This is a genomic window from Achromobacter seleniivolatilans (assembly GCF_030864005.1).
Lineage (GTDB): Bacteria > Pseudomonadota > Gammaproteobacteria > Burkholderiales > Burkholderiaceae_B > Achromobacter > Achromobacter seleniivolatilans.
The window spans coordinates 3,667,202-3,692,037 of sequence record NZ_CP132976.1; the positions used below are offsets into that span (position 1 = coordinate 3,667,202).

Here is a 24,836-nt window from a genome sequence, read left to right on the forward strand (position 1 = left end):
CAGCAGATGAGGGAAGACAGCAAGAAGTTCAAGTCAGCATTACACCATGGCCGCCGCCCCGATCAGCCGCCAGGGCTGTCGGGACGCCTCCGCCAGCCAGTCAGCCCAATTCAGGCGGAGCAAAGCGGCGGTTGGCCAACACCGGCAAGACATTGCGGGCGTGGGCCAGGCGTTCCGGGTCGATGTCGGCAAACACCAGTGCCGGCGCTTCGCCAGCGCGCGCGGTAACAACGCCCAGCGGGTCCACCACCATGCTGCAACCGATGTTGCGTTCGCCGCACTCGCCTGTTGCTGCAACATAGCAGGTGTTTTCCAGCGCGCGCGCCGTCACCAGAACTTCCCAGTGCATTTCCTTTAACGGACCGCGCACCCAGGCGGCCGGCAGCACCAGCAGGTCGGCGCCATCCAACGCCAGACGGCGCGCCAATTCCGGAAAACGCACGTCATAGCAGGTCATCAAACCAACGCGCAGCCCGGCGATTTCCAGCAGCGGCGGAATTTCCGTGCCGGGGGTGACATTGGTGGATTCCTTCATCGTGAAGGCATCGTACAGATGCAGCTTGCGGTATTGCGTCAGGATCTTGCCGTCTTGCAGGGTGACCAATGTGTTCCAGACCCGGCCTTCTCCCGTGGGAATGTGCACGCACATCATGGTCGCCAGAGACGATCCGCGGCTGGCTTCCAGCAGACGCGTCATGAAAGGGCCGTCCAGCGGCTGCGCGGCCTTCAGCACAATCTGCGGATCGGTGATGTCGCGGGCCAGAATGCCTTCGGGCAGCACCAGCAGATCCGCGCCGCCCGCACTGGCCCGTTCCATGAGATCAACGCAAACCTGCGCGTTCTCTTCCCAGACGCGGCTCACGGCGAACTGACCCAAAGCAACTTTCAGCATGACTCTTCCTCGGTAGGACGTTTTTCCTATTGTCGCGCCAACTGTCCGCTTGCGCCGACTACGGGTAACTCCCAGCTCCCGCTTGTAAATTTCTTTCACGATAATGAAAAAAAGAAGATTTGACGTAAATATTTTCCATAACAGACACCGCCCCATGACGAATTCCTCCACCCCCGCAGCTCCGTTGGACGTAAACGGCAAAGGCCTGGGTGCCTTCCCGGAATCCTGTACCACCGCCGACGTGGCGGCGCTGAACTGGAATCTGCTGAACGAGGACGTGAGTCTGCCCGTTGCGGTGCTTTACGAAGCGCGCGTGCGCCATAACCTGCAGTGGATGCAGCGTTTCATGGAGGCCTACCACGTCAAGCTGGCGCCGCATGGCAAGACGACCATGAGTCCGGCGCTGTTCAAGCGCCAGATCGACAGTGGAGCCTGGGGCATCACCTTGGCGACCGCGCCGCAAGTGCTGGCCGCCTATCAGCACGGCATCCGGCGCGTGCTGATGGCCAACCAGCTGGTTGGCCGCGCCAACATGGCCATCATCGCGCGTCTGCTGCAAGACCCCGCCTTTACCTATTTCTGCATCGTGGATTCCGCTGCAAACGCCGCCCAGTTGGGCAAGTTCTTCGGCGAGCAAGGGCAGACCTTGCCCGTGCTGATAGAACTGGGCCCCGCTGGCGGCCGCACCGGCGTGCGCGATGACGCGCAATTGCAAGCCGTAGCCGATGAAATTGCCCGCTGGCCCAATCTGGCGCTGGCCGGTATCGAAGTCTATGAAGGCGTGCTGCAAGACGAAAACGCCATCCGCGCGTTCTTGCGCCGCGCGACCGACGCCTTGCGTGGCCTGGCCACTGCCGGCCGCCTGCGCAAGAACGGCCCCGCCTTGATCTCCGGCGCCGGTTCGGCCTGGTTCGACGTTGTGGCCGAGGAGTTCTCGCAACTGGATATTGGCGCGCCCCTGGAAGTGGTGCTGCGTCCCGGCTGCTATTTGTCTCATGACGTGGGCGTTTACCGCTCTGCCGCCGAGCGCATCAATGCCCACAACCCCGTGGCGCAAAAGATGGAACCGGGCTTGCAGCCCGCCTTGCAGGTCTGGGCGTATGTGCAATCGCTGCCGGAGTCCGGCCGCGCCATCATCGCGATGGGCAAGCGCGACGCGGCGTTCGACGCCGGCCTGCCCACCCCCGCACTGCACTTCCGGTCGGGCCAGGATGCGCCCGCTGCGGCTCCTGGCGCCTGGAAGCTGACCGCCATGATGGATCAACACGCCTTCATGCAAATCAGCGACGGCGACGACATCCAGGTCGGCGACATGATCGCTTTCGATATTTCCCACCCCTGCCTGACGTTCGACAAGTGGCGCCAGGTATTGCTGGTGGATGAGCAGTTCCGCGTCACCGACGTGGCCGAAACCTTCTTTTAAGCGCCCCCCCGGCGTTCGCTGCACCGCGCCAGACCCGAGGGGGCTTCAAGACCTGGTTCCCGGCGCTTATCTGATCACTCGCGACAACCTGTTTTTGACCCTCTGGAGAGAGAATCATGAACTTCCGTACCTCCCGGCGAGGCGTCGGGCTGAAAAGCCTGCTCGCAGCCGGCGCAATTGGCTTGACCGCATTGTCGACCCCCGCCCTCTGTGCCACGCCGGTCAAGGGAGGCACGATTTCCGTCGCCACCATCGGTGAACCGCCGACGCTGGACCCGATGAGCAGTACCGCCGATCTGGTGGGCATCCTGACGCAGCATTTCTTTGAAACGCTGTACACCTTCGACGCCAAGTGGAATCTGACCCCGCTGCTGGCCGACAAGATGCCTGACGTCACGCCCGACGGCCTGATCTATACGATTCCCCTGCGCCAGGGCATCACCTTCCATGACGGTTCCAAGATGGATTCGTCGGACGTGCTGGCCTCGCTCAAGCGCTGGACCGAAACCGCCACGCGCGGCAAGGGCGCAGCCAAGGTGATCAGCAGCATCGAAGCGCCGGATGCCAACACCATCCGCATCACGCTCAAACAACCGTACGCACCGCTGACCGCGCTGCTGGCGATGAACAATGCCGCGGCCGTCATCATGCCCAAGGGCAAAATCGCGCCGGTCCTGACCGAAATCGTCGGCACGGGTCCGTACCAACTGAAGGCCCGCGTGCCGGACCAATACATTCAGCTGGTGCGTTTTGAAGGCTACAAACAACGCGAAGGCGAGCCCGATGGTTACGGCGGCGCGCGCAAGCAATATCTGGACGAAATCCGCTTCGTGCCGGTCAGCAATGCCAACACGCGTTCGGAAGCCGCCGCCGCGGGCCAGTTCGACTACGTTGACTCGCTGCCTGTGGAAGCGCTGGAAAAGCTTAAGGGCGGCCGATCCGACCCGGTGATGCTCAAGCCCTTCGGCTGGCCGCGTCTGGTGCTCAACACCAAGCAAGGCATCATGTCCAACCTGGCCGTGCGCCAGGCAGTGCAGTTGGCGCTGAACGAAGAAGACATGCTGTACGCCGCCTTTGGCAACAAGGACTTCTACAAACTCAACGGCGATCTGTATCCGGAAGGCTATCCGTGGGCCACGTCGCTGGGCGGCAAGGTCTACAACAAGGCCGATTCCGCTGCTGCAAAGAAGCTGCTGGATAGCGCCAACGTCGCCGACAAGAAGATCCGCATCCTGACCAGCCAGCAGTACGAGTTCCATTACAAGATGGCTCTGGTCGCTGCTGAATACCTGAAGGCCGCGGGTTTCACGGTGGACATGCAGGTCGTGGACTGGGCCACGCTGACGCAACGCCGCCAGGACCCGGCCGTGTGGGACATCTTCATCACGCACAGCGTGTTCCTGCCCGAACCCGCGCTGATCGACTTCCCGTCCAAGGACGCGCCCGGCTGGTGGGACACGCCGCGCCGCGCTCAGGTCATGGATGCCTTTAACCAGGCGCGTACGCAGGAAGAACGCATCAAGCGCTGGGCCGACGTGCAGCAGGCGGTCTATGACGAGATCCCCTTCGTGAAGGTCGGCGACTTCAATGCCCAAGCCGCGCGTTCGCCGTCGCTGCAAGGCACGAAACCTGCCCCGTGGCCGTTCTTCTGGAACGCATGGAAGGCGGGGAAATAAGCCAGAAGAAGGCACGTAGGATGGGCGCAGCGCGGCACAGGCAAGGCAAGAACCTGATTGCCTGCCGCGCGTAACCCATCACAGGAAAGAGGCGCTGTGGCGGAATCCTCCACAGCCCATCCCGCGCACCGTCCCGGCTGACGCTTTTTTAGGACTTTCACCGTGTTGCGTTATCTCTTAAACCGGCTGGTCGGACTCGTGGTCGTGATGTTCATCGTCGCAACCATCGTGTTCGTGATCATCCGCGTCACGCCCGGTGACCCGGCCGCAGTGATGCTGGGTCCGCAGGCCAGCCAGCAGGACATCGCCGCGCTGCGCGCTCAGTTGGGGCTGGACCAGCCCATGGCGCTGCAATACGTGTCGTGGCTGGGCAAGCTGGTGCAGGGCGACCTGGGCCAATCCATCTTCATGAACAAGCCCGTGCTGTCAGCGCTGGCCGACCGCGCCGAACCCACGATCCTGCTGACTCTGATGTCGCTACTGATCGCAAGCGCTATTGCGCTGCCAGTGGGCATACTTTCGGCAGTCAAACGCGGCACGACACTGGACCAGTCGGTGCTGTCGTTCTCGATGTTCACCTCCAGCGTGCCCAGCTTCTGGCTGGGGCTGCTGCTGATGCAGATATTTTCGGTCAAGCTGGGCTGGCTGCCGGTGTCCGGCTATGGCGGCCCCGACGCATCGCTGGCCACGCGCCTGTCGCACCTGATCTTGCCCGCCGTCGTGCTGGGCCTGGTGAACTCCGCGCTGATCACCCGCTTTATCCGCGCCAGCATGCTGGACGTGCTGCGCGATGACTACGTGCGTACCGCACGCGCCAAGGGCTTGCCGGAGAGCAAGGTCATTCTGAAACACGCTGTGCGCAATGCGCTGATCCCCATCCTGACGGTGCTGGGCCTGACGACCGCTCTGCTGATCAGCGGCGCCGTCGTGACGGAAACCGTGTTCGGCCTGCCCGGCGTGGGCAGTCTGGTGGTGTCGGCAGTGTTGCGCCGCGACTATCCCGTCATCCAGGGCGCGCTGCTGATCATCGCGGCCATTTACGTCCTGATCAATCTACTTATCGACCTGCTGTATCTGGTGGTCGATCCCCGGGTGCGCTACTGACATGGCTATCGCAATTTCCGACAATTCCGGCGCCGACCGCTGGCAGGTTTTACGCCTGCTGGTGTCCCGCAAGACGGTCCTGATCAGTCTGATCGTGATCATCGTACTGGTGGCCGCCGCGCTGCTTGCGCCGTGGGTCAGCCCTTATGATCCCTTCAAGCTGTCCATCATGAACCGGTTGAAGGCCCCCGGCGCCGCGCATTGGTTTGGCACCGACGACTTCGGCCGCGACGTGTTCAGCCGGGTCATCTATGGCGGCCGGCTGTCCTTAATGGTGGGTTTTTCAGTGGTGATTCTGTCCAGCGTGCTGGGCATTGCTCTGGGTCTGGTGGCGGGCTTTTTCCGCTCGGCAGACAAGTTCGTGTCGCGCCTGATCGACGCCATGATGGCGTTTCCCGATATTCTGCTGGCGATCTCGCTGGTTGCGGCGCTGGGCCCGTCACTGATCAACGTGGTGATTGCGCTGGGCATTGTTTACACGCCGCGTCTGGCGCGTATTGTCCGGGCATCGACCTTGGTGATCCGCGAACTGCCCTTTGTTGAAGCGGCCCGCGCGCTCGGCGTGCCCACCTGGCGCATCATCACTGTTCACGTGCTGCGCAACCTGGTGTCGCCCATTCTGGTGCAGGGCACGTTCATCTTCGCCTACGCGATCCTGGCCGAAGCAGGCCTGTCGTTCCTGGGCGTGGGCGTTTCGCCCGACATTCCCACCTGGGGCACCATGATCAACGCCGGCCAGCAATACATGGGTTCGGCTGACTGGATCATGATCTTCCCCGGCATCGCTATCGTGCTGTCCGTCCTGTCGCTGCAATTGGTGGGCGACGGACTGCGCGACGTACTCGACCCGCGCCTGCGCAAGGAGCTGTAATCATGACGGCAAGCACCCGAGACGTCGTGCTGTCCGTGGAAGGACTCAAGACGTGGTTTCATAGCCGAGACGGCATTGCCAAATCCGTGGACGGCGTCACCTTCGACCTGGCTCGCGGCGAAACGCTGGCCATCGTGGGCGAGTCCGGCTCCGGCAAGTCCGTGACCAGCCTGTCCATCATGGGCCTGCTGCCCAAGCCGGCGGGCCGTATCGAAGCCGGCAAGATCCTGTACCGCGACCGCCAGGGCACGCAGCATGACCTGGCCCAGGCCAAGCCCGCCACGTTGCAGAAGATTCGCGGCGCCGAGATCGCGATGATCTTCCAAGAGCCGATGACCAGCCTGAACCCGCTGTACACGGTGGGCGACCAGATCGCCGAAGCCGTGCTTCAGCACGAAGGCGGTTCCAACGCAGCGGCCATGAAACGCGCCCGCGAGATGCTGGAACGCGTGGAGATTCCCGCAGCCGATCGCCGCGTCAATGAATATCCGCACCAGATGTCGGGCGGCATGCGCCAACGCGTGATGATCGCGCTGGCATTGGCCTGCAACCCGGCGGTGCTGATTGCCGATGAACCTACCACCGCGCTGGACGTCACCGTGCAGGCGCAGATTCTGGATCTGCTGCGCCGGTTGCAGGCCGAAATGAACATGAGCATCCTGTTCATCACGCACAACCTGGGTGTGGTGGCCGAGATCGCGCATCGCGTGGCCGTCATGTATGCCGGACGGGTAGTGGAAGACGCGGGCGTCTACGACCTGTTCGAAAAGCCCACGCATCCCTATACCCGGGGCTTGCTGTCCTGTCTGCCCACCGCCGCGCTGCTGGCCTCGGGCGAACGCTTGCGCGCCATTCCCGGCAACGTGCCCAGCGTTCTGTCGCTACCCCCCGGATGCACGTTCGCGCCGCGCTGCGAATTGGCCGCCGACGACTGCCGCGCCGGCGTGCCCGAGCTGATCACGGTGCAGACGGCACACCGCGCACGCTGCATCAAGGTGAATCCCGTATGACGAGCACACTCACCCCGATCCGCGCTGAAGAGCCGCTGGTCCGTATCGAAGACCTGAAGGTCCATTTTCCGACTTCACAGGCGCGTAACGCGCCCGTCGTGCGGGCGGTGGACGGCGTCAGTTTTGATGTGCCAAGAAACACCATTGTGGGTCTGGTCGGCGAATCCGGTTCCGGCAAGACCACGACGGGCCGTGCGTTACTGCGCCTGTTCGCGCCAACGGCCGGACGCATCCTGTTTGACGGACAAGACATCACCAAGCTGAACGAAAAGCAGATGCTGCCCTGGCGGCGGCGCATGCAGATCGTGTTTCAGGACCCGTATGCCAGTTTGAACCCGCGCATGACGGTGGCGGACATCCTGGGCGAAGCGCTGGACACGCACAAGCTGGCGCAGCATCGCCGCTCGGCCCGCATTGGCGAACTGCTGGAACGCGTGGGGCTGAACGCCGACCACAGCCGGCGGTATCCGCACGAGTTCTCTGGCGGCCAGCGCCAGCGCATCGGCATCGCCCGGGCGCTGGCGGTGGAACCCGACTTCATCGTGGCGGATGAACCCGTCTCGGCGCTGGACGTATCGGTGCAGGCGCAGGTGCTGAATCTGTTGCAGGACCTGCAACGCGACCTGGGTCTGACCATGCTGTTCGTGGCCCACGATCTGGCCGTGGTGGACTACCTGTGCGACGAAGTCATCGTGATGTATCTGGGACGCGTCATGGAACGCGGCCCCACCAGCGAGGTATACGCCCGGCCGCGCCATCCCTATACTCGCGCACTGCTGTCGGCCGCACCCGTGCCAGATCCGCGCGCCCCGCGTTCGCGTATTCTGCTTAAAGGGGATATCCCCAGCCCGGTCAATCCCCCCTCTGGCTGCGTGTTCCGCACGCGCTGCCCGCATGCCATCGACGCCTGCGCGGCAACCGAGGCTAAGCCCGTCAGCGTGGGTCCGGGTCACTTTGTGGCCTGTACGCGCATCGACGACCCCGCGCTGGCGGTTTAAGGCCTGTTGCCCCGCCCGACTAGACCCAGGAACACCACATGAATATGATCCGCGACATCGTCTTCCAGATACGCAGTCGGCGGGACGCATTGAGCGTCACGGAGCGCAAAGTCGCCGATGCCATTCTGGACGACATCATCTGGGGCGCCAGCGCCACGGTGGACCAGCTGGCCACGAAGGCCGGCGTCAGCATCGCGACCATTTCACGCTTTGCGCGCACAGTCGGCTGCGAAGACACGCGGGACCTGAAAATGAAGCTGGCGCAAGCCAGCACGGTGGGCAGCCGCTTTCTGGACCCCAATGCAGCGCCCGAAGAAAGCACTTTTTACGCCCGGATTTACGCCGACATCGAAAGCACGCTGCGCGCTCACCTGCCCACCTTTACCGAGCAGTTGTTTGAAGCGGCCACGTCCATCGTCGACGGCGCCCGCATGATCTACGTCTTCGGTATGGGCGGAGCCTCCGCCGTGCTGGCGCAGGAAGTGCAGTCGCGCCTGGTGCGGCTGGGTTATCCCATAGCCGTTTACAGCGATGCCGTGCTGCTGCGCATGGTCGCCGCCACGCTGGATGAGCGCGACGCCGTGCTGATCCTGTCTGCCTCCGGCCTGACGCCTGAAATCGTGGGCGCGGCCCGCATCGTCAAGCAATACCGCGCACGCATCGTTGCGATCACCGACGCAACCTCAGAGCTGGCAAAACTGGCCGACGTGGTGCTGCCTATCCGCACGGACGAAACCGACTTTATCTACAAACCCTCGGCGTCGCGCTACGCGATGATGCTGGCCATTGACCTGCTGTCGACTGAACTGGCCATGCTGAACCAAGAGGAAAACCGCGAACGTCTGCGCCGCATCAAGCTGGCGCTGGACGAACACCGCGGCGGCCCGAACCGTTTGCCGTTGGGCGATTGACCCAGGAACTCAAGATGTACGACACCCTGATAGCCAACGTCCGTGTCCTGGACGGCACTGGCGGTCCTGAATACCGCGCCAGCGTGGCATTGGCCGATGGCCGCATTGCCGCCATCGGCGCCCTGCCCGGCTCCGCCGCCCGCCGCGTCATCGATGGAGCCAACCTTGCCTTGGCTCCCGGCTTCATCGACGTCCATACTCACGACGACACCAACGTCATCCGCACGCCGGGCATGCTGCCCAAGCTGTCGCAAGGCGTGACGACCGTGGTGGTGGGCAACTGCGGCATCAGCGCATCTCCCGTATCGCTGCGCGGCGAGCCGCCAGATCCGATGAACCTGCTGGGCAAGCGCGAAGACTTCAATTACCCGACCTTCGCCGACTACACACGGGCCATCCAGACCGCAGGCCCCGCTGTGAATGTCGCCGCGCTGGTGGGCCATACCGCCTTGCGCAGCAATCACATGGACCGGCTGGATCGCGCCGCCACCAAAGACGAAGTGCTGGCCATGCGCGCCCAATTGCGTGATGCGCTGGCTCATGGTGCGATTGGCCTGAGCAGCGGCCTGGCTTATGCGTCCGCGATTGAAGCCGACACCGCCGAGGTCAAATTGCTGGCCGAAGCGCTGGACGAATTTGGCGCGCTGTACACGACGCACCTGCGCTCGGAATTCGCGGCCATTCTGCAAGCCATGCAGGAAGCCTTCGATATCGCCCAGCACGCGCACGTGCCGGTGGTGGTGTCACATCTGAAATGTGCGGGCGCGGGCAACTGGGGCCGCACAAAAGAAGTGCTGTTCAATCTGGAGAATGCTGGGCGCATGCAACACGTAGGGTGCGACTGCTACCCCTATTCGGCCAGTTCTTCCACGTTGGACTTGAAGCAAGTCACCGACGAATTCGACATCGTGATCACGTGGTCAGTGCCGCATCCGGAGCAGGCCCGCCGCAAGCTGGCCGACATTGCCGCCGATTGGGGAATCAGCCTGATGGACGCCGCGCGCCGTCTGCAACCAGCGGGCGCGGTGTATCACAACATGCACGAAGACGACGTACGGCGCGTGCTGTCGCACAGGCTCACCATGGTGGGCTCCGACGGTCTGCCCAACGATCCGATGCCGCACCCGCGCCTGTGGGGCGCCTTCCCCCGCGTCCTGGGCCACTACAGCCGCGACGAAGGCCTGTTCCCGCTGACCCAGGCCGTGCACAAGATGACGGGCCTGTCCGCCGCCCGATTCGGTCTGGCCGAGAGGGGCCTGATCCGCGAGGGCTATCACGCCGATCTGGTGCTGTTCAACCCGGACACAGTTATCGACCGCGCGACCTTCGACGCGCCGGTCCAGACCGCAGCCGGTATTGAAGCGGTCTGGGTCAATGGCGCCCTGTCCTATCACCAGGGGCAACCCACCGGCGATCGCGCCGGCCGCTGGCTGCCCCGCAACGGAGACCTGCGCGCAAGTTTCGCGGCAGCGTCCGCCCCCACACTTTAGGAGCGTATCCATGAGCAATGCCCCCACCCCCGACAACAATGGCATCACCCGCTACGGCGTTGCCGGCGGCACCGGTCAAGGCGGTTCACACATGCCGTTCGCCCGCGCCGTCGCCGCAGACGGCTGGTTGTACGTGTCAGGCCAGGTGCCGATGGACAACGGCGAAGTGATCGAAGGCGGCACGGTGGCGCAATGCCACAAGGCCATCCAGCAAGTGCTGGCCATCCTGAAAGAAGCAGGCTACGGCCCGGAACACGTCGTGCGTTGCGGCGTCTGGCTGGACGACGCCCGCGACTTTCCGTCGTTCAACAAAGTGTTCAAGGAATACTTCGGCGCCAATCCCCCGGCCCGCGCCTGCGTGCAATCCAGCCTGATGGTGGACGCCAAGGTCGAGATTGACTGCGTGGCGTACAAGCGCCCCTGATCCATCGCCAGACGAGAAAAAGCCCAGCAATGCTGGGCTTTTTGCTTGGGTCAAGACATCAAGATCGAATTCAACTCTCGCGCTTCAATTCTCTTGCGAGCACCTTACATTTTCACCACATCCACACCCTTGGGCGCGGTGAATTGAAATTCCTTGTCTGCCAGTTTGGGATTCGCCGCGATGGCCGACAGATCAACCCGTGTGGTCTGTCCAAAAGAATCCAGCAATTCCACGCGCACCGGCAAGTTGTCTTTCATGCCGATATCCACGCGTGAGAAACCCGCATCGGCAGTACGCGGTTTGGCGCGCAGCCATTCCACGCCGTCCTTGGACGGCAGCGGCGAGACGTCGAACGACTGCTCAAGCGAACCCGAGCCAAACAGAATAGCGGCGGGCGATGTGCCGATGGCGGCATCGACTTTGCGCTCGGTCACTTGCGCCAGGTCCGGGTCGAACTGAAACAGGACGCGGCCGTCGGATACCACCAGTTGTTCGTAGGGCTTTTGCACGGCCCACTTGAATTTTCCCGGACGCTGGAACGAAAACACGCCGGTTTGGGCGGGCTGCGTGCGGCCTTGGTTGTTCACCGTGTATTGCGAGAAAGACCCGGTGGCAGAGGTAACCGTGGCAACGAAGGCCTTCAATTGCTCTTGGGCGCTGGCGGCAAAGGCCAGCACGGGAGCCAGGCTCAGGGCCGCGGCAAGGGTCAGGCGGCGTAACGACTTCATCATGCTTCCTCTCGGGCGGCGGCGGCAGCCGGGACCAGAATTTCCCGGTTGCCATTGGATTGCATCGCCGACACCATACCTGATTGCTCCATTTGCTCGAGTAACCGGGCCGCACGGTTGTAACCAATGCGCAGATGGCGCTGCACCAGCGAGATCGACGCGCGGCGGTGCTTGAGCACCACTTCGCATGCCTGGTCGTACATCGGGTCGGATTCGGCATCGCCACCGATACCGGTAACGCTGCTGGCGCCTTCGCCGTTGTCGCCCTCGACCCCGCCTTCCAGCAGGCCCTCGATATAGTTGGGTTCGCCCTGAGCCTTCAGGCTTTCCACGACTCGGTGCACTTCATCGTCGCTGCAGAACGCGCCGTGTACGCGCACCGGCAAGCCGGTGCCCGGCGGCATGTAGAGCATGTCGCCCTGACCCAGCAAGGTCTCGGCGCCCATCTGATCAAGAATGGTGCGGGAATCGATCTTGGACGACACCTGGAACGCGATGCGCGTCGGAATGTTCGCTTTGATCAGGCCCGTGATGACGTCCACGCTGGGGCGCTGCGTGGCCAGGATCAAGTGAATGCCAGCCGCGCGCGCTTTCTGCGCCAGGCGGGCAATGAGTTCTTCGATCTTCTTACCCACCACCATCATCAAATCGGCCAATTCGTCGATGACCACCACGATGGTAGGCAGGGTCGACAAGGGCTCGGGCTGATCCGGCGTCAGCGAGAATGGGTTAGGAATCGGCTCTTCGCGTTTGATCGCATCGCGAATCTTGGTGTTGTAGCCAGCCAGGTTGCGCACGCCCATCTTGCTCATCAGGCGGTAACGCTTTTCCATTTCTCCGACGCACCAGTTCAGCGCGTTGGCAGCATGACGCATATCGGTGACGACTGGCGCCAGCAGATGCGGGATACCTTCGTAGACGCTCATTTCAAGCATCTTCGGGTCGATCAGGATCAGGCGGGTATGGGACGCGTCGGCCTTATACAGCAAGGACAGGATCATCGCGTTGATCCCCACGGATTTGCCCGAACCGGTTGTACCTGCCACCAGCAGGTGAGGCATCTTGGCCAGGTCGGCCACTACCGGATTGCCGGCGATGTCCTTGCCCAGCGCCATCGTCACCACGGAATGGCTGGCGTGATAGGTCTGCGAACCCAGAATCTCCGACAGACGCACCATCTGGCGGCGCGGGTTGGGCAATTCCAGGCCCATCAGATTCTTGCCGGGTATGGTTTCCACCACCCGGATGCTGACCAGACTGAGCGCCCGGGCCAGATCCTTGGCCAGGTTGACGATCTGGCTGCCCTTCACGCCAGTGGCCGGTTCGATTTCGTAGCGCGTAATGACCGGCCCGGCCTGTGCTGCCACCACCGTGACGGATACGCCAAAGTCGGCCAGCTTCTTTTCAATCAGGCGCGACGTGAATTCGATGGTTTCGGCCGACACCGTTTCCTGGTTGGACAACGGCGGATCAAGCAAGCTGATGGCAGGCAGGTCGCCTTCGGCCCCGCCGGACGGCGCGAAGAACAGCGACTGCTGCTTTTCCTTTTCGACGCGTTCGGATTTGGGCACGACGGTAATGGCCGGTTCAATACGGACCGGTTGTTCGTGCACCAGCTTTTCCTGCTTGGCTTCCACCTGCTCGGTACGCACCGCCTTGGCCACCTGACCAACCTTGCGGTCTTCGCGTGCGGCATAGGAATTGCGGATGCGGCGGATGATGCCTTCCATCCACGAGCCCACGCGCTCGGCCACGGCCAGCCACGAAAACGAGAAAAACAGGCTCAGGCCAATCGCCAGCATGACCAAAAAGGCCAGCGTGCTTCCGGTAAATCCGATACTGCGGCCGATCAGGTCGGCCAAGGTGTGGCCGATGACCCCGCCGGCGCCGCTGGCGGTTTCCGAGGCGCCGGGCAAATGTGTGCCCCGGCTGGTCAAACGCAGGGCTTCCATGCCCAGCGATCCGACCAGCAGCAGGACAAAGCCTATGCCCTCTTCCCAGTGGACACGTGGCAACACTTCCGGTTGCTTACTATTAGTTACCTTGAGCTGCGCAGCCAGGCGCCGATAACCGGCGCGGACACGATGCAGCAGCAGGATGACCCACCACCAGGCGGAAAATCCGAACAAATATAGGAGGATGTCGGCCAGATAGGCCCCCAACCGGCCCCCGTGGTTACGGACCACGTCTCCTGGAACAGAGTGCGACCAGCCAGGGTCAGACGCACTCCAAGTGGCCAGCACGAGGGTGAGCCAGGCCGCCAGGGCGGCAAACAGAATCCAGCGGGCTTCGCGCAGCAACGCGGAAATACGCGTTTGTAGCGGCGAAGGCCCGTTGCGGGTGTTGCGCGAGGCGCGCGGAGAAGCAGTCGAGATACGCGGCATGCGGCTCATTATAATTGGGCGTTAACCTAAAGATACCCGCCCATGTCCACGCCCACGCACGCTAAAGTTTTGATACTCGGTTCCGGCCCTGCCGGTTACACGGCGGCCGTCTATGCGGCACGCGCCAATCTGAGCCCTGTTCTTGTTACAGGTCTGGCCCAAGGCGGCCAGCTCATGACCACCACGGACGTCGACAACTGGCCGGCCGACGCAGATGGCGTTCAGGGTCCGGACCTGATGCAGCGTTTCCAGAAGCACGCCGAGCGCTTCAACACCGAAATGCTGTTTGACCACATTGCCAAGGTCGATCTGTCCAAGCGCCCGTTCACCCTCACGGGCGATACCGGCAAGATCTACACCTGCGACGCCCTCATCATCGCCACGGGCGCATCGGCCAAATACCTGGGTCTGCCCTCTGAACAGGCCTTCATGGGCCGCGGCGTTTCCGGCTGCGCCACCTGCGACGGTTTCTTCTACCGTAACCAGGATGTCGTCGTGGTCGGCGGCGGCAACACGGCCGTCGAAGAAGCGCTGTATTTGTCCAATATTTGCCGCAAGGTCACCCTGATCCACCGCCGCGACAAGTTCCGCGCCGAGCCCATCCTGATCGACAAGATGATGAGCAAGGTCGAGAACGGCAACATGGAACTCAAGCTGTTCCATACGCTGGAAGAAGTGCTGGGCGACGACAGCGGTGTTACAGGCGTGCGTGTACGCCACGTGGACACTGGCGCCACCGAAGACATGACCGTGACCGGCGCGTTCATCGCCATCGGCCACCAGCCCAACACGGAAATCTTCCAGGGCCAGCTCGAAATGAAGGACGGCTACATCGTCACCAAGAGCGGTCTGTCGGGCATGGCCACGATGACCTCGGTGCCGGGCGTGTTCGCCGCGGGCGATGTGCAAGACCACGTCTACCGCCAGGCCATCACCAGCGCCGGCACGGGCTGCATGGCCGCACTGGACGCCCAACGGTGGCTGGAGAATGCGGGGCAGTAAGGTCGGCCTGGCCGACCTGAAACGTCTGAAGAAGGACCTGCAAGCCGAGCGCGAACGCGAAGCGCTCGCCAAGCGGGTCGCCGTTCTGAAGAAGCCGGAGACTGCCCCGGTGGACGACATGGCGGCATTCAAGCGCACCATGAAGTCCGTCACGCCGATCAAGCAGACCGCGCGGGCGGAACACAAGCCCGTGGCGGAACCTGCCCCGGCGCTGCGCCGCGCCAACGCGCTGGGAGAAACCCCGTCGCGCGCGGATGCCGGTGTTTCCGACGGTGGCGAAATCACGCACTTGCTGTCCGAGGGCGGCACCGCCTTCGTGCGCAGCGACGCCGCGCCCGATACCGCCCGCAACCTGCGGCGCGGCCAGTGGCGAGCGGGTGCGGAACTGGATCTGCACGGTTTGCGTGTGGAACAGGCCCGCCACGCCATGCTGTCGTTCCTGGATGAATGCCAGGAACACGGCATCCGCTGTGTGCGCATCGTGCACGGCAAGGGTTATGGCTCGCAAGGGCTGGAACCCGTGCTTAAAGACATGGCGCGCACGTGGCTGGTGCAGAAAGCGGAAGTGCTGGCGTTTTCCGAAGCGCCCGAACGCGAAGGCGGCGCGGGCGCGTTGCTGGTGCTGTTGCGGCAATCTGAAGGAATGCGCAAATGAAATGGCTCTATCTGGGCGTGGCGATCATCGCCGAGATCTTCGCCACCAGCGCCCTGAAAAGCTCTGAGGGCTTTTCCCGCCTGACGCCGTCCATCATTACGGTTTTCGGCTACATGATCTCGTTCTATTTCCTGTCGCTGACCCTGCGTGAACTGCCCGTGGGCATCGCCTACGCGGTCTGGTCCGGCGTGGGCATTGTGCTGATCTCGATAGTGGGGGCCGTGTTCTTCAAGCAGCACCTGGACACGCCTGCGCTGATCGGCATCGGGCTCATCATCGCCGGCGTTGTGGTGATGAACGTGTTTTCGAAATCCGTCTCGCATTGACGCGCGCCGCAGCGGGTCACGCGCGGATGGTGCTGCTGCGCTGGATGGCGGCCTGGCTGTGCCTGGGCTGCCTGTTCGCTGGCAGTGCAATGGCGCAAGAATTCAATCGCGCTACCGAACTCAAGCGCTACCGGGTCTGGCTGCAAGACTTCAAAGAAGACATGGATCGGCTATCTGCCGTCCGCACGCCCCTGACTGACGCGCAGTTGGACACCATGTTCGAACGCACGGTGGTGCCCGGTTCGCGCGGCGCAGGATTCATTCGCAAGTCGTTCACCCAGCGCGGCAGCGATGGCGCCTACCTGCCGGTGCACGGACCCCGTAGCGTGTTCATTGGCGTGTTGGAAACCGGCATTCCGGCAGGCCAGGGCGGCATCTACCCGGAGACGGAAGCCAGCCTTAAAGGCACGGATCTGACTGTCTGGTACATGCACGTCGATGTGGGCGACATGACCAATACCTATCTGCTGTCGCCCGAGCATTTCCAGCCCTATCGCTTGCCAGCCGCCGGCACGCTGGAGCGCAACGCCTACCCCTTTCTGCTGATGGATACCCAACACGGCGCGCTGCGCCTGGGCGGCGTCAGCAATGAGCTGTGGGGATTGATCGTGTATTTGAGCAATGCCGCGCGCTAACGCCACCCTGCAAGGGCTGGCCTTTATGGCTCTGGCCCTGAGCCCCGCATGGGCACACGCCCTTTGCCAGCCTATGGCCGCAGCTGGCCAACGGGAAACCGTGGTGGCCGGCGTCTCGCTGGATGACACCAATACCCTGCTGGCGCTGGATGGTTCGCGCATCAAGACCTGGGAACCTCATGTGGGCGTGGAAATCGGACGGCGCGCCGCACCTGTCATCTGGGCGGAACGCGTGGACTGGTCTGTCTATGCCGCAGCGCCGGACGCCCGCATCGGCCCCACGCTGCTGCGCTTTGAACGTGGCGCTGACGGTGTCCGGCATCTTTGCGGCATCGCGCAGTACAACCCAAATATCGTCGACCAAACACAGGCCTCCGGTCAGGCCTCGCTGCCCAAACCGGAAGCCGAGACGCGTTTTCTCTATGAAAACAACGGCCGCCTGTACGGCTATGAACTGCGGTCGTACGCCCACGATGGCACGCCAAATACGCCATTGCGCTACTGCTTCCGCTATGACGGCAACGGCTGGCTGGCTGAACGTAGCGCCAACGCTTGCAACGAGCCGCCCCAGCCCCTGGCGCGCTATGTCCATGACGCGGCCGGCCGGCTGCTGCGCACGATTTCCTACGTAGAAAATCAAGGCGATGCGATCGAGGTTGTGGTGTACGACAGCGACGGCAACCCCGCGCAACGCTACCGCCGCCAAAGACTGGACTGGAAGAATGAAAAGCTGATGCTGGGCCTGCCGTTCCGCGAGCGCCCGTCGGAATATGCGGTCCTGGTGCTGCCCGGCCCGAACTGGAAGGCGCCCGCCATGGAATCCAGCCACTATGACTGGGCCATCGTGCAGCCCAAGGGCAAGGGCAGCGGGCAGGACATCTACGAAGCCCGCCGCGACCCGGCGTCGGTGCTGGCTAGCGGCAATAGCGGTGCAAACGGCCAGTTCGACGTCACGCCAGCACAACGCCAGCGCATTTGGGACGCCGCAGGCCAGACGCCGGGCGGTGTGCAATGGCTATGGGCGCCTGGCCAGACGTACACACTGCTGCAATCCCTACCTGAAGCCGTCTGGGCGGCTTGCACCGATCCTGAAAACCGCCAGCCCGAGGCCTGCGGCGCGCGTTAAGCGTTCTCGCTGGGCGGCCGCGGCGCGCCCGGGTGCCGCAAATAATCCACCAGCGCCAATGTCGCGCTATCCGGCGGCGGCGTCAGCAAAGACACCACGATGATGGTCAGGAAGGCTACTGGCGCACCGAACACGCCCGCCGCAATCGGCTGAATTCCCCACCACAGATCCACGGGCTGCGTACGCGATATGCCCAGCACCCATTCCCGCAGCCACGGATGCGTGTGCGTCATATAGGCAAAGGTCGCCGCCAGCCCCGCCACCATTCCCAACGTGGCGCCCCACTTGTTGGCGCGCCGCCAGAACACGCCCATGACCAGCGCCGGAAAGAAGGACGAGGCCGCGAACGAGAACGCAGCCGACACCATGAACAGAATATCCGCAGGTTTGCGCGCCGCAACCCAAGCCGCGCCAAAGGCCACCACCAGCAGCAGGATTTTCGACACCATGACACGGCGCGCTGCCGACATGCGCGGCGACACCATCCGGTACCACATGTCGTGCGAGAGCGAATTGGACAAGGTCAGCAGCAAACCATCCGCGGTCGACAGGGCTGCCGCCAGCCCGCCGGCCGCAACCAGTCCGGAAATCACATAGGGCAGCCCGCCGATCTCGGGCATGGCCAGCACTACGACGTCCGCCCCCATGCTTATCTCACTCAGTTGCACCACACCGTCGCGGTTGATGTCGGTGACATCCAGCAGATTGCTATCGACCGCACTCCACGCATGCACCCAGTTGGGCAGACTCAGGAAGTTGGACCCCACCACCTGGGTATACACCTCGTACTTGACCAGTAGCGCCAGCGCTGGCGCCATGAAGTACAGCAACAGAATGAACAGCAACGACCAGCACACCGATTTGCGCGCCTCGATGACCGATGGCGTGGTGTATGACCGCATCAAGATGTGCGGCATCCCTGCCGTTCCCAGCATCAGGCACAACACCAGCGCCAGGAAGTTGATGCGCATATTGCGCCGTTCCTCGGGGTCCTTGGCGGGAAACGGTTCCGCGTGCGGCGTAAGCGGCGCGGCTCGGGCCTCGTAGGTGGCTTTGGATTGGGACCAGGCAATGCGCGCCTCTTCGACGCTGGCAGGGTATGCGGCCAGTTCCCGTTCGACGGAACGCAGCTCGACCATCGGCGCGTCACCGGCATTCAACTGCGCCAGACGGCTGCGCAGCTTGTCTTTTTCCAGCGCCCAGGATTCAGGCAGCGCCTGCACCCGCTGCGCCATTTCATCGGCATGCTTCTGCCACAGCCGGCGCACCTCGATCTCGGACGGATCGTTCTGCAAATAGACTTCTTTCTCTGTCACCTGCTGCAGCACCACGCCCGCCGACAATTGCGGCACTGGCATATTGGTGTGCTTGATCGACAGCCATACCACCGGCACCAGATAGGCGATGACCAAAATAATGTATTGGCCTACCTGCGTCCATGTGACGGCGCGCATGCCGCCCAGGAATGAACAGACCAGCATGCCGCCCAGCGCAACAAAGATGCCGAGCTCGAACGAAATGCCGGTCATGCGCGTGGTGATGATGCCCACGCCATAAATCTGGGCAACCAGATAGGTGAACGAACACAGAATGGCGCACGCCACGCCCGCCATGCGCGGCATGTTGCCGCCGTAGCGGGCGCCCATGAAATCGGGAATGGTGTATTGGCCGAAACGGCGCAGGTAGGGCGCCAGCAGCATGGCCACCAGCACGTATCCCCCCGTCCATCCCATGATGTACGCCAAGCCGCCATACCCGGTCAGGTACAGCGTGCCCGCAACCCCGATGAACGAGGCCACGGACATCCAGTCCGCGGCGGTCGCCATGCCGTTATAGATGGCCGGCACCCGGCGGCCGGCCACATAGTATTCAACCTGGTCTGAAGTGCGGCAGACGATGCCGATGCCCGCGTACAAGCTGACCGTGACCAGCAGGAACACATAGCCGATCCAATTGCGCGGCATGCCCAGAATTTCGGCCAGCGCCATCAGCAGAATCATCAGCGCGAAGCCTGCCGTGTACAGCACGTAGATGCGGCGCAACCGGATACTGAACTCTTGGGGAGTGTCTCCGCTGAAAAACGGCATCAGCGATCTCCCCCGGTTTCTTCGGCGCGCTCATCGGCGCGATTCATGACCCGGGCGTAGACAGCAATGATGATCAGGTAAGCCAGCGGCGCGCCGTAAGCCGCCATCCAGAACGAGAACGGCCAGCCTATGAAATCAAAATTCAGGCTGCGCGCGAAGAATGAGGGGATGAATGTCAGTGCCGCCCAGACGACAAGCAGCAACAAGATCAGCCGCAAGTTGCGGCGCCAATAGGGGGTGGACACAGAAGAGGTCGGTGACGAAGCGCGGGATTCCGGCATAGCTAGGATGTTCAGACCCTACCTGAATAGCGCGAAACGCTGCGTCTGAAAAGCCTTTGCTGAAGAAATCCAGGCTTTTTATGCGACAACGGCTGGCACTGCCTGGTGCCAGCCGTTGTGCGTTTTGCTTTTTTTGAGTACTGCTTTACTTTTTTTATGTACCGGTGCCGCCGGTATTTGCCCATGCAGGGCTTTGTCTCCTCACCTGCATGGGAAGAGATTCTGCACCAAGTGCGGGATTGTCACACTAGGGGAATGCCCTAAGACGGAGCATTCATTTGCATATTCTATGCACCACAGCGGTGCATTTTGACCGCAAAGTACTAAATATTGGGATTTTTTGTCCGAAACCCACGAATTGAGCCCAATTCAGGAATCGCGACAATCCCGAAATATGACGCCCGCCACCGCGTTGTGCCCGGAAACGGGCGCGAGCCTTGGGCCCTCGGCGGGCATCTTTATATCCCGTTTACACCCCCTGCCCAAACCTATATCCCGTTTTTACCCCCTGCTCCGTAACCTGCCGGTGTCCTGATTGGTCACCTGGCCTGCCCGGCGCGCATCCGCTATTGCCGCGCAGGCCCGTCGTTCGAAGGGAGCGCTGCTCCCGGGAGGAAAAAACGTGGATGCCATCTATATCGCCGTCTTCGCCGTCATGGCCGGGCTGACTGTTGCCCTGCTCTGGTTCTGCGAAGCCCTGTCTACCGGAGAGCCGTCATGAACTGGCTCTATTGGGTCAGCGGCCTGACGGCCGCCCTGCTGTTTGTATACCTGCTGGTCGCCCTGTTCAAACCGGAGAAATTCTGATGACCGCCGAATTCGTCGGATTGCTGGTCGTGTACCTGGCAGTCCTGCTTGCGATAGCGCCCCTGCTCGGGCGCTACATCCGCATCACAATGGAAAACGGGCAATCCCGGCTGACCGCCTGGGGCCGCCCGCTGGAGCGCGGCATCTACCGGCTTGCGGGCATCGACCCGCAGGCCGAGATGGGCTGGAAGCGCTATGCGTTGGCCGTGCTGGCCTTCAACATTCTTGGCATCGTCGTGGTCTACGCCCTGCAACGGCTCCAGGGCATGCTGCCGCTGAACCCGGCAGGCATGGGCGCCGTGACGCCGGACTCCGCGCTGAACACCGCCATCAGCTTTGTCGCCAATACCAATTGGCAAGGCTACGCCGGCGAATCCACGATGAGTTACCTGACGCAGATGCTGGCGTTGACGGTGCAGAACTTCGTGTCGGCTGCCACCGGTATCGCCGTACTGTTCGCGCTGATCCGCGGCCTGGCGCGCCACTGTTCCGCTACCGTAGGCAACTTCTGGGCTGACATGGTCCGCTGCACGCTGTACGTGCTGCTGCCCCTGTCTTTCATTCTGGCCCTGGCCCTGGTCAGCCAAGGCGTGATCCAGAACTTCAGCCCCTATCAAGACGTGCAGACGGTTGAAGCCGTGCATTACGACCAGCCGCGCGTGGATGCGCAGGGCCAGCCCGTGCTGGACGCCAAGGGCCAGGGAGTGACCGACCCCGCCGTCGCCACCACGCAAACGCTGGCCATGGGTCCAGTGGCGTCGCAAGAGGCCATCAAGCTGCTGGGTACCAACGGCGGCGGTTTCTTCAATGCCAACTCGGCGCATCCCTTCGAGAATCCCACGCCGCTGGCAAACTTCCTGCAAATGCTGGCCATCCTGGCGATACCCGCGGCGCTGTGCTTCACCTTCGGCGAAATGGTGGGTAGCCGGCGCCAGGGCATCGCGATCCTGGCCGCAATGACACTGCTGTTTGCGGTCTTTGCGCTCACGACCGCGTACTTTGAACAGCAGCCCAATCCCATGGCCGCGCAAGCAGGCGCCGACAGCACGCTCAGCGCGTTCTCGCCGGGCGGCAATATGGAAGGCAAGGAAACGCGCTTCGGTATCGCCGCCACATCGCTGTTTGCCACCGTCACCACGGCCGCGTCCTGCGGCGCGGTCAATGGCATGCACGACTCGCTGACCGCAATGGGAGGATTGTCGCCGATGCTTCTGATGCAGCTGGGCGAAGTGGTCTACGGCGGCGTGGGCTCCGGCCTGTACGGGATGCTGGCCTTTGCGATTCTGGGTGTCTTTATTGCCGGCCTGATGATCGGCCGCACCCCTGAATACCTGGGCAAGAAGATCGAAGCCTATGACATGAAGATGGTGTCCATCGTCATCCTGGCCACGCCTTTGCTGGTGCTGGGCGGGACGGCGCTGGCCGTGTCCGTGTCTGCGGGCCAGGCGGGAGTGCTGAATCCCGGCATCCATGGGTTCTCGGAAATCCTGTATGCGCTTTCTTCGGCCGCCAACAACAACGGCAGCGCGTTTGCTGGCTTGTCCGCGAATACGCCCTTCTACAACGTGCTGCTGGGCATCGCGATGTGGTTCGGACGCTTCGCCGTGATCATTGCCGTGCTTGCCATGGCCGGGTCCCTGGCGGCCAAACGCCGGCTGCCTGCCGGACCCGGCAGCATGCCCACCACCGGCCCCCTCTTCGTGGTGCTGCTTATCGGCGCCGTGCTGCTGGTGGGCGCCCTGACATATGTGCCCGCGCTGGCCTTGGGCCCGGTCGCGGAACACCTGCAACCCTGAATGCAACAGGCTAGGAAAGAAAATGGCCAAGATTGAAATGCCAACCCCCGGCGCAGGCGGCGGAGCCGCCCGTACGCCGGCGGCAACACCGCAAGAACGTTCTTTCGGCATGTGGTCGAGCTCGCTGGTCGGGCCTGCCGTGCTGGACAGCCTGCGCAAGTTGTCGCCTGCTGCGCAGTTGAAGAATCCCGTGATGTTTGTGGTCTATGTGGGCAGCATCCTGACGACGCTGCTGTGGATCATGGCCCTGCGCGGCGAGGCCGAAGCTCCTGCGGGTTTCATCCTCGCCATCAGCGTATGGCTGTGGTTCACGGTGCTGTTCGCCAACTTTGCCGAGGCGCTGGCCGAAGGCCGCGGCAAGCAGCAAGCGGCCGCCTTGCGTGGCTTGCGCACCACCATCAACGCACGGCTGCTGAAAGGATTTCGCGAGGCCGACGCCCGCCAGGCCCACCCGGAGCAGTGGCGCGACAAGGCCGTCAGCCAAGCCTCGGGTTTGCTCCGCCGCGATGACATCGTGCTGGTCGAAGCGGGTGAGACCATTCCTGGCGACGGCCAGGTCGTCGCCGGTGTCGCCTCGGTGGATGAAAGCGCCATCACAGGGGAATCCGCGCCCGTCATCCGGGAATCCGGCGGTGATTTTTCGTCCGTCACCGGCGGCACGCGCGTGCTGTCCGACTGGATCTTCGTGCGTATAGCAGCCGATCCCGGCGAGAGCTTTCTGGATCGCATGATCGCCATGGTCGAAGGCGCCAAACGCCAGAAGACACCGAATGAATTGGCGCTGACCATTCTGCTGGTGGGCCTTACTGTCGTGTTCCTGCTGGTGGTCGTAACGCTGATGCCGTTCTCGATCTATGCCGTCAGCGCGGCCGGTGGCGGCGCGGCGGTTACGGTGACGGTATTGGTCGCGTTGCTGGTCTGCCTGATCCCCACCACCATCGGCGGCCTGCTGTCGGCCATCGGGGTCGCGGGCATGAGCCGCATGATGAGCGCCAACGTCATCGCGACCTCGGGCCGAGCAGTGGAAGCCGCAGGCGACGTTGATGTGCTGCTGCTGGATAAGACGGGCACCATCACCTTCGGCAACCGCCAGGCATCGACCTTCCTGCCCGCCCCCGGCGTGTCGCCGCGCGAGCTGGCCGATGCGGCCCGTCTGGCCTCGTTGGCCGACGAAACGCCGGAAGGCCGCAGCATCGTGGCGCTGGCCGATAAGGCCATCCACGCGCCCGCCGCCAACATGCTCAATGTCGAATTCGTGCCCTTCACGGCGCAGTCGCGCATGAGCGGCGTGAACCTTGGCGACCGCCTGATCCGCAAAGGCGCGGTGGATGCGATCCAGTCCTGGCTGGCCGCGCAGGATACCGTGGTCCCCGAGCAAGTGCTGCGCCTGGCTGAAGATGTGGCGCGCCGTGGCAGCACGCCGCTGATGGTCAGCGATGGCAACCGGGCGCTGGGCGTTGTCGAGCTGAAAGACATCGTCAAGCCTGACATCCAGTCGCGCTTCGCGGAACTGCGGCGCATGGGCATCAAGACGGTGATGATCACGGGCGACAATAAGCTGACCGCGGCGTCCATCGCCGCCGAAGCGGGCGTGGATGATTTTCTGGCCGAAGCCACGCCCGAAGCCAAGCTCAAACTGATCCGCGCCTACCAGGCCGAAGGCCGGTTGGTTGCGATGACAGGCGACGGCACCAACGACGCGCCCGCCTTGGCGCAGGCCGACGTAGCCGTGGCAATGAACTCGGGCACCCAGGCCGCGAAAGAGGCCGGCAACATGGTGGACCTGGACTCCAATCCCACCAAGCTCATTGAAATCGTCGAAATCGGCAAACAGATGCTGATGACGCGCGGCGCGCTGACGACGTTCAGCGTGGCAAACGACGTGGCGAAGTATTTCGCCATCATTCCCGCCGCCTTCGCCACCGTCTACCCGCAGTTGAATGTGCTGAACATCATGGACCTGACGACGCCGGCCTCGGCCATCTTGTCGGCCGTGATCTTCAATGCCTTGATCATCGTTGTGCTGATCCCGCTGGCGCTCAAAGGCGTGCGCTATCGGCCGCTGGGCGCCTCGGTGCTGCTGCGCCGCAACCTGCTCATCTATGGCCTGGGCGGCCTGCTGGTGCCTTTCGTCGGCATCAAGCTCGTCGACATGGTGCTGGCCGCCCTGGGCTGGGTCTGACCCCCGCCCGACACAAGCAAGGAATCCA

Annotated in this window: 22 protein-coding genes; 17 read left to right on the top strand and 5 right to left on the bottom strand. The window is 63.0% G+C overall.

What is annotated here, in order from left to right; translation table 11 throughout:
• Window positions 1-100: 100 nt before the first annotated feature.
• The gene (locus tag RAS12_RS16470) at window positions 101-892 is read right to left on the bottom strand and encodes a deaminated glutathione amidase (protein ID WP_306937212.1); all 792 of its coding nucleotides are present in this window, start codon (window positions 890-892) and stop codon (window positions 101-103) included.
• A 154-nt stretch (window positions 893-1,046) separates the two neighbouring features.
• On the opposite strand from RAS12_RS16470, the gene RAS12_RS16475 reads away from it, so the two are divergent.
• The 9 genes from RAS12_RS16475 to RAS12_RS16515 all read left to right on the top strand — a co-directional run bounded on the left by RAS12_RS16475 (window position 1,047) and on the right by RAS12_RS16515 (window position 10,799).
• The gene (locus tag RAS12_RS16475) at window positions 1,047-2,315 is read left to right on the top strand and encodes an amino acid deaminase (protein ID WP_306937213.1); all 1,269 of its coding nucleotides are present in this window, start codon (window positions 1,047-1,049) and stop codon (window positions 2,313-2,315) included.
• Between the two features lie 116 nt (window positions 2,316-2,431).
• Window positions 2,432-3,991, top strand: coding sequence for an ABC transporter substrate-binding protein (locus RAS12_RS16480; RefSeq protein ID WP_306937215.1), 1,560 nt, complete (start codon window positions 2,432-2,434; stop codon window positions 3,989-3,991).
• A gap of 162 nt (window positions 3,992-4,153) precedes the next feature.
• Complete coding sequence (locus RAS12_RS16485; protein ID WP_306937217.1) at window positions 4,154-5,095, top strand: ABC transporter permease; 942 nt, start codon at window positions 4,154-4,156, stop codon at window positions 5,093-5,095.
• A gap of 1 nt (window position 5,096) precedes the next feature.
• Window positions 5,097-5,966, top strand: a complete 870-nt coding sequence (locus RAS12_RS16490; RefSeq protein WP_306937218.1) for an ABC transporter permease — start codon at window positions 5,097-5,099, stop codon at window positions 5,964-5,966.
• A gap of 2 nt (window positions 5,967-5,968) precedes the next feature.
• Window positions 5,969-6,976 carry an ABC transporter ATP-binding protein gene (locus RAS12_RS16495; protein ID WP_306937220.1) on the top strand — a complete coding sequence of 336 codons (1,008 nt, stop codon included), beginning with the start codon at window positions 5,969-5,971 and terminating at the stop codon, window positions 6,974-6,976.
• Window positions 6,973-7,974, top strand: a complete 1,002-nt coding sequence (locus tag RAS12_RS16500; protein ID WP_306937222.1) for an ABC transporter ATP-binding protein — start codon at window positions 6,973-6,975, stop codon at window positions 7,972-7,974. The genes RAS12_RS16495 and RAS12_RS16500 overlap by 4 nt, the downstream gene beginning before the upstream one ends.
• 38 nt (window positions 7,975-8,012) lie before the next feature.
• Window positions 8,013-8,885 (top strand): MurR/RpiR family transcriptional regulator, encoded by an 873-nt coding sequence (locus RAS12_RS16505; protein WP_306937223.1) that lies wholly within the window; start codon window positions 8,013-8,015, stop codon window positions 8,883-8,885.
• 14 nt (window positions 8,886-8,899) lie between these two features.
• Window positions 8,900-10,375: an N-acyl-D-amino-acid deacylase family protein gene (locus RAS12_RS16510; protein WP_306937224.1), complete on the top strand. Its 1,476-nt coding sequence runs from the start codon at window positions 8,900-8,902 to the stop codon at window positions 10,373-10,375.
• Window positions 10,376-10,385: 10 nt separating this feature from the next.
• Window positions 10,386-10,799 (top strand): RidA family protein, encoded by a 414-nt coding sequence (locus RAS12_RS16515; RefSeq protein ID WP_306937225.1) that lies wholly within the window; start codon window positions 10,386-10,388, stop codon window positions 10,797-10,799.
• Window positions 10,800-10,903: 104 nt separating this feature from the next.
• On the opposite strand, the gene lolA is transcribed toward RAS12_RS16515, so the two are convergent.
• Together lolA and RAS12_RS16525 are read right to left on the bottom strand one after the other, a co-directional pair.
• Window positions 10,904-11,527, bottom strand: a complete 624-nt coding sequence (lolA, locus tag RAS12_RS16520) for an outer membrane lipoprotein chaperone LolA (RefSeq protein ID WP_306951482.1) — start codon at window positions 11,525-11,527, stop codon at window positions 10,904-10,906.
• A complete protein-coding gene (locus RAS12_RS16525; RefSeq protein WP_306937226.1) occupies window positions 11,527-13,911 on the bottom strand; it encodes a DNA translocase FtsK in 2,385 nt (794 codons plus the stop codon). The genes lolA and RAS12_RS16525 overlap by 1 nt, the downstream gene beginning before the upstream one ends.
• A gap of 42 nt (window positions 13,912-13,953) precedes the next feature.
• Between RAS12_RS16525 and trxB the strand changes: the two genes are divergently transcribed.
• Genes trxB through RAS12_RS16550 form a run of 5 tightly spaced genes read left to right on the top strand, consistent with a single transcriptional unit; the run spans window position 13,954 to window position 17,655 of the window.
• Window positions 13,954-14,913, top strand: coding sequence for a thioredoxin-disulfide reductase (trxB, locus tag RAS12_RS16530; protein WP_306937228.1), 960 nt, complete (start codon window positions 13,954-13,956; stop codon window positions 14,911-14,913).
• Entirely contained in the window at window positions 14,900-15,568 is a 669-nt protein-coding gene (locus tag RAS12_RS16535; protein WP_306937229.1) for a Smr/MutS family protein, read from the top strand. Before trxB ends, RAS12_RS16535 begins: the two co-directional genes overlap by 14 nt.
• The gene (locus RAS12_RS16540) at window positions 15,565-15,894 is read left to right on the top strand and encodes a DMT family transporter (RefSeq protein WP_306937231.1); all 330 of its coding nucleotides are present in this window, start codon (window positions 15,565-15,567) and stop codon (window positions 15,892-15,894) included. The genes RAS12_RS16535 and RAS12_RS16540 overlap by 4 nt, the downstream gene beginning before the upstream one ends.
• Window positions 15,891-16,529 (top strand): hypothetical protein, encoded by a 639-nt coding sequence (locus tag RAS12_RS16545; protein WP_306937232.1) that lies wholly within the window; start codon window positions 15,891-15,893, stop codon window positions 16,527-16,529. The genes RAS12_RS16540 and RAS12_RS16545 overlap by 4 nt, the downstream gene beginning before the upstream one ends.
• A complete protein-coding gene (locus RAS12_RS16550) occupies window positions 16,516-17,655 on the top strand; it encodes a hypothetical protein (RefSeq protein WP_306937233.1) in 1,140 nt (379 codons plus the stop codon). The genes RAS12_RS16545 and RAS12_RS16550 overlap by 14 nt, the downstream gene beginning before the upstream one ends.
• Here the strand turns inward: RAS12_RS16550 and RAS12_RS16555 are convergent.
• Together RAS12_RS16555 and RAS12_RS16560 are read right to left on the bottom strand one after the other, a co-directional pair.
• Window positions 17,652-19,742, bottom strand: a complete 2,091-nt coding sequence (locus RAS12_RS16555; protein ID WP_306937235.1) for a sodium:solute symporter family protein — start codon at window positions 19,740-19,742, stop codon at window positions 17,652-17,654. The genes RAS12_RS16550 and RAS12_RS16555 overlap by 4 nt on opposite strands.
• The gene (locus RAS12_RS16560) at window positions 19,742-20,023 is read right to left on the bottom strand and encodes a DUF4212 domain-containing protein (RefSeq protein WP_306937236.1); all 282 of its coding nucleotides are present in this window, start codon (window positions 20,021-20,023) and stop codon (window positions 19,742-19,744) included. Before RAS12_RS16560 ends, RAS12_RS16555 begins: the two co-directional genes overlap by 1 nt.
• A 717-nt stretch (window positions 20,024-20,740) precedes the next feature.
• Between RAS12_RS16560 and kdpF the strand changes: the two genes are divergently transcribed.
• Genes kdpF through kdpB form a run of 3 tightly spaced genes read left to right on the top strand, consistent with a single transcriptional unit; the run spans window position 20,741 to window position 24,808 of the window.
• Window positions 20,741-20,830, top strand: coding sequence for a K(+)-transporting ATPase subunit F (gene kdpF, locus RAS12_RS16565; RefSeq protein WP_006223569.1), 90 nt, complete (start codon window positions 20,741-20,743; stop codon window positions 20,828-20,830).
• Window positions 20,830-22,626, top strand: coding sequence for a potassium-transporting ATPase subunit KdpA (gene kdpA, locus RAS12_RS16570; protein ID WP_306937241.1), 1,797 nt, complete (start codon window positions 20,830-20,832; stop codon window positions 22,624-22,626). Before kdpF ends, kdpA begins: the two co-directional genes overlap by 1 nt.
• A 22-nt stretch (window positions 22,627-22,648) precedes the next feature.
• Window positions 22,649-24,808 carry a potassium-transporting ATPase subunit KdpB gene (kdpB, locus tag RAS12_RS16575; protein ID WP_306937243.1) on the top strand — a complete coding sequence of 720 codons (2,160 nt, stop codon included), beginning with the start codon at window positions 22,649-22,651 and terminating at the stop codon, window positions 24,806-24,808.
• The last annotated feature ends 28 nt before the right edge of the window (window positions 24,809-24,836 follow it).

What these genes read in the sequence shown, in the direction of transcription:
- RAS12_RS16475 (WP_306937213.1), top strand. Translation starts at nt 1,047, where the DNA reads ATGACGAATTCCTCCACCCCCGCAGCTCCGTTGGACGTAAACGGCAAA.
- RAS12_RS16510 (WP_306937224.1), top strand. Translation starts at nt 8,900, where the DNA reads ATGTACGACACCCTGATAGCCAACGTCCGTGTCCTGGACGGCACTGGC.
- RAS12_RS16525 (WP_306937226.1), bottom strand. Translation starts at nt 13,911, where the DNA reads ATGCCGCGTATCTCGACTGCTTCTCCGCGCGCCTCGCGCAACACCCGC.
- trxB (WP_306937228.1), top strand. Translation starts at nt 13,954, where the DNA reads ATGTCCACGCCCACGCACGCTAAAGTTTTGATACTCGGTTCCGGCCCT.
- RAS12_RS16555 (WP_306937235.1), bottom strand. Translation starts at nt 19,742, where the DNA reads ATGCCGTTTTTCAGCGGAGACACTCCCCAAGAGTTCAGTATCCGGTTG.
- RAS12_RS16500 (WP_306937222.1), top strand. Translation starts at nt 6,973, where the DNA reads ATGACGAGCACACTCACCCCGATCCGCGCTGAAGAGCCGCTGGTCCGT.
- lolA (WP_306951482.1), bottom strand. Translation starts at nt 11,527, where the DNA reads ATGAAGTCGTTACGCCGCCTGACCCTTGCCGCGGCCCTGAGCCTGGCT.
- RAS12_RS16470 (WP_306937212.1), bottom strand. Translation starts at nt 892, where the DNA reads ATGCTGAAAGTTGCTTTGGGTCAGTTCGCCGTGAGCCGCGTCTGGGAA.
- kdpA (WP_306937241.1), top strand. Translation starts at nt 20,830, where the DNA reads ATGACCGCCGAATTCGTCGGATTGCTGGTCGTGTACCTGGCAGTCCTG.
- RAS12_RS16515 (WP_306937225.1), top strand. Translation starts at nt 10,386, where the DNA reads ATGAGCAATGCCCCCACCCCCGACAACAATGGCATCACCCGCTACGGC.
- RAS12_RS16550 (WP_306937233.1), top strand. Translation starts at nt 16,516, where the DNA reads ATGCCGCGCGCTAACGCCACCCTGCAAGGGCTGGCCTTTATGGCTCTG.
- RAS12_RS16505 (WP_306937223.1), top strand. Translation starts at nt 8,013, where the DNA reads ATGAATATGATCCGCGACATCGTCTTCCAGATACGCAGTCGGCGGGAC.
- kdpB (WP_306937243.1), top strand. Translation starts at nt 22,649, where the DNA reads ATGGCCAAGATTGAAATGCCAACCCCCGGCGCAGGCGGCGGAGCCGCC.
- RAS12_RS16535 (WP_306937229.1), top strand. Translation starts at nt 14,900, where the DNA reads ATGCGGGGCAGTAAGGTCGGCCTGGCCGACCTGAAACGTCTGAAGAAG.
- kdpF (WP_006223569.1), top strand. Translation starts at nt 20,741, where the DNA reads ATGAACTGGCTCTATTGGGTCAGCGGCCTGACGGCCGCCCTGCTGTTT.
- RAS12_RS16490 (WP_306937218.1), top strand. Translation starts at nt 5,097, where the DNA reads ATGGCTATCGCAATTTCCGACAATTCCGGCGCCGACCGCTGGCAGGTT.
- RAS12_RS16560 (WP_306937236.1), bottom strand. Translation starts at nt 20,023, where the DNA reads ATGCCGGAATCCCGCGCTTCGTCACCGACCTCTTCTGTGTCCACCCCC.
- RAS12_RS16540 (WP_306937231.1), top strand. Translation starts at nt 15,565, where the DNA reads ATGAAATGGCTCTATCTGGGCGTGGCGATCATCGCCGAGATCTTCGCC.
- RAS12_RS16495 (WP_306937220.1), top strand. Translation starts at nt 5,969, where the DNA reads ATGACGGCAAGCACCCGAGACGTCGTGCTGTCCGTGGAAGGACTCAAG.
- RAS12_RS16480 (WP_306937215.1), top strand. Translation starts at nt 2,432, where the DNA reads ATGAACTTCCGTACCTCCCGGCGAGGCGTCGGGCTGAAAAGCCTGCTC.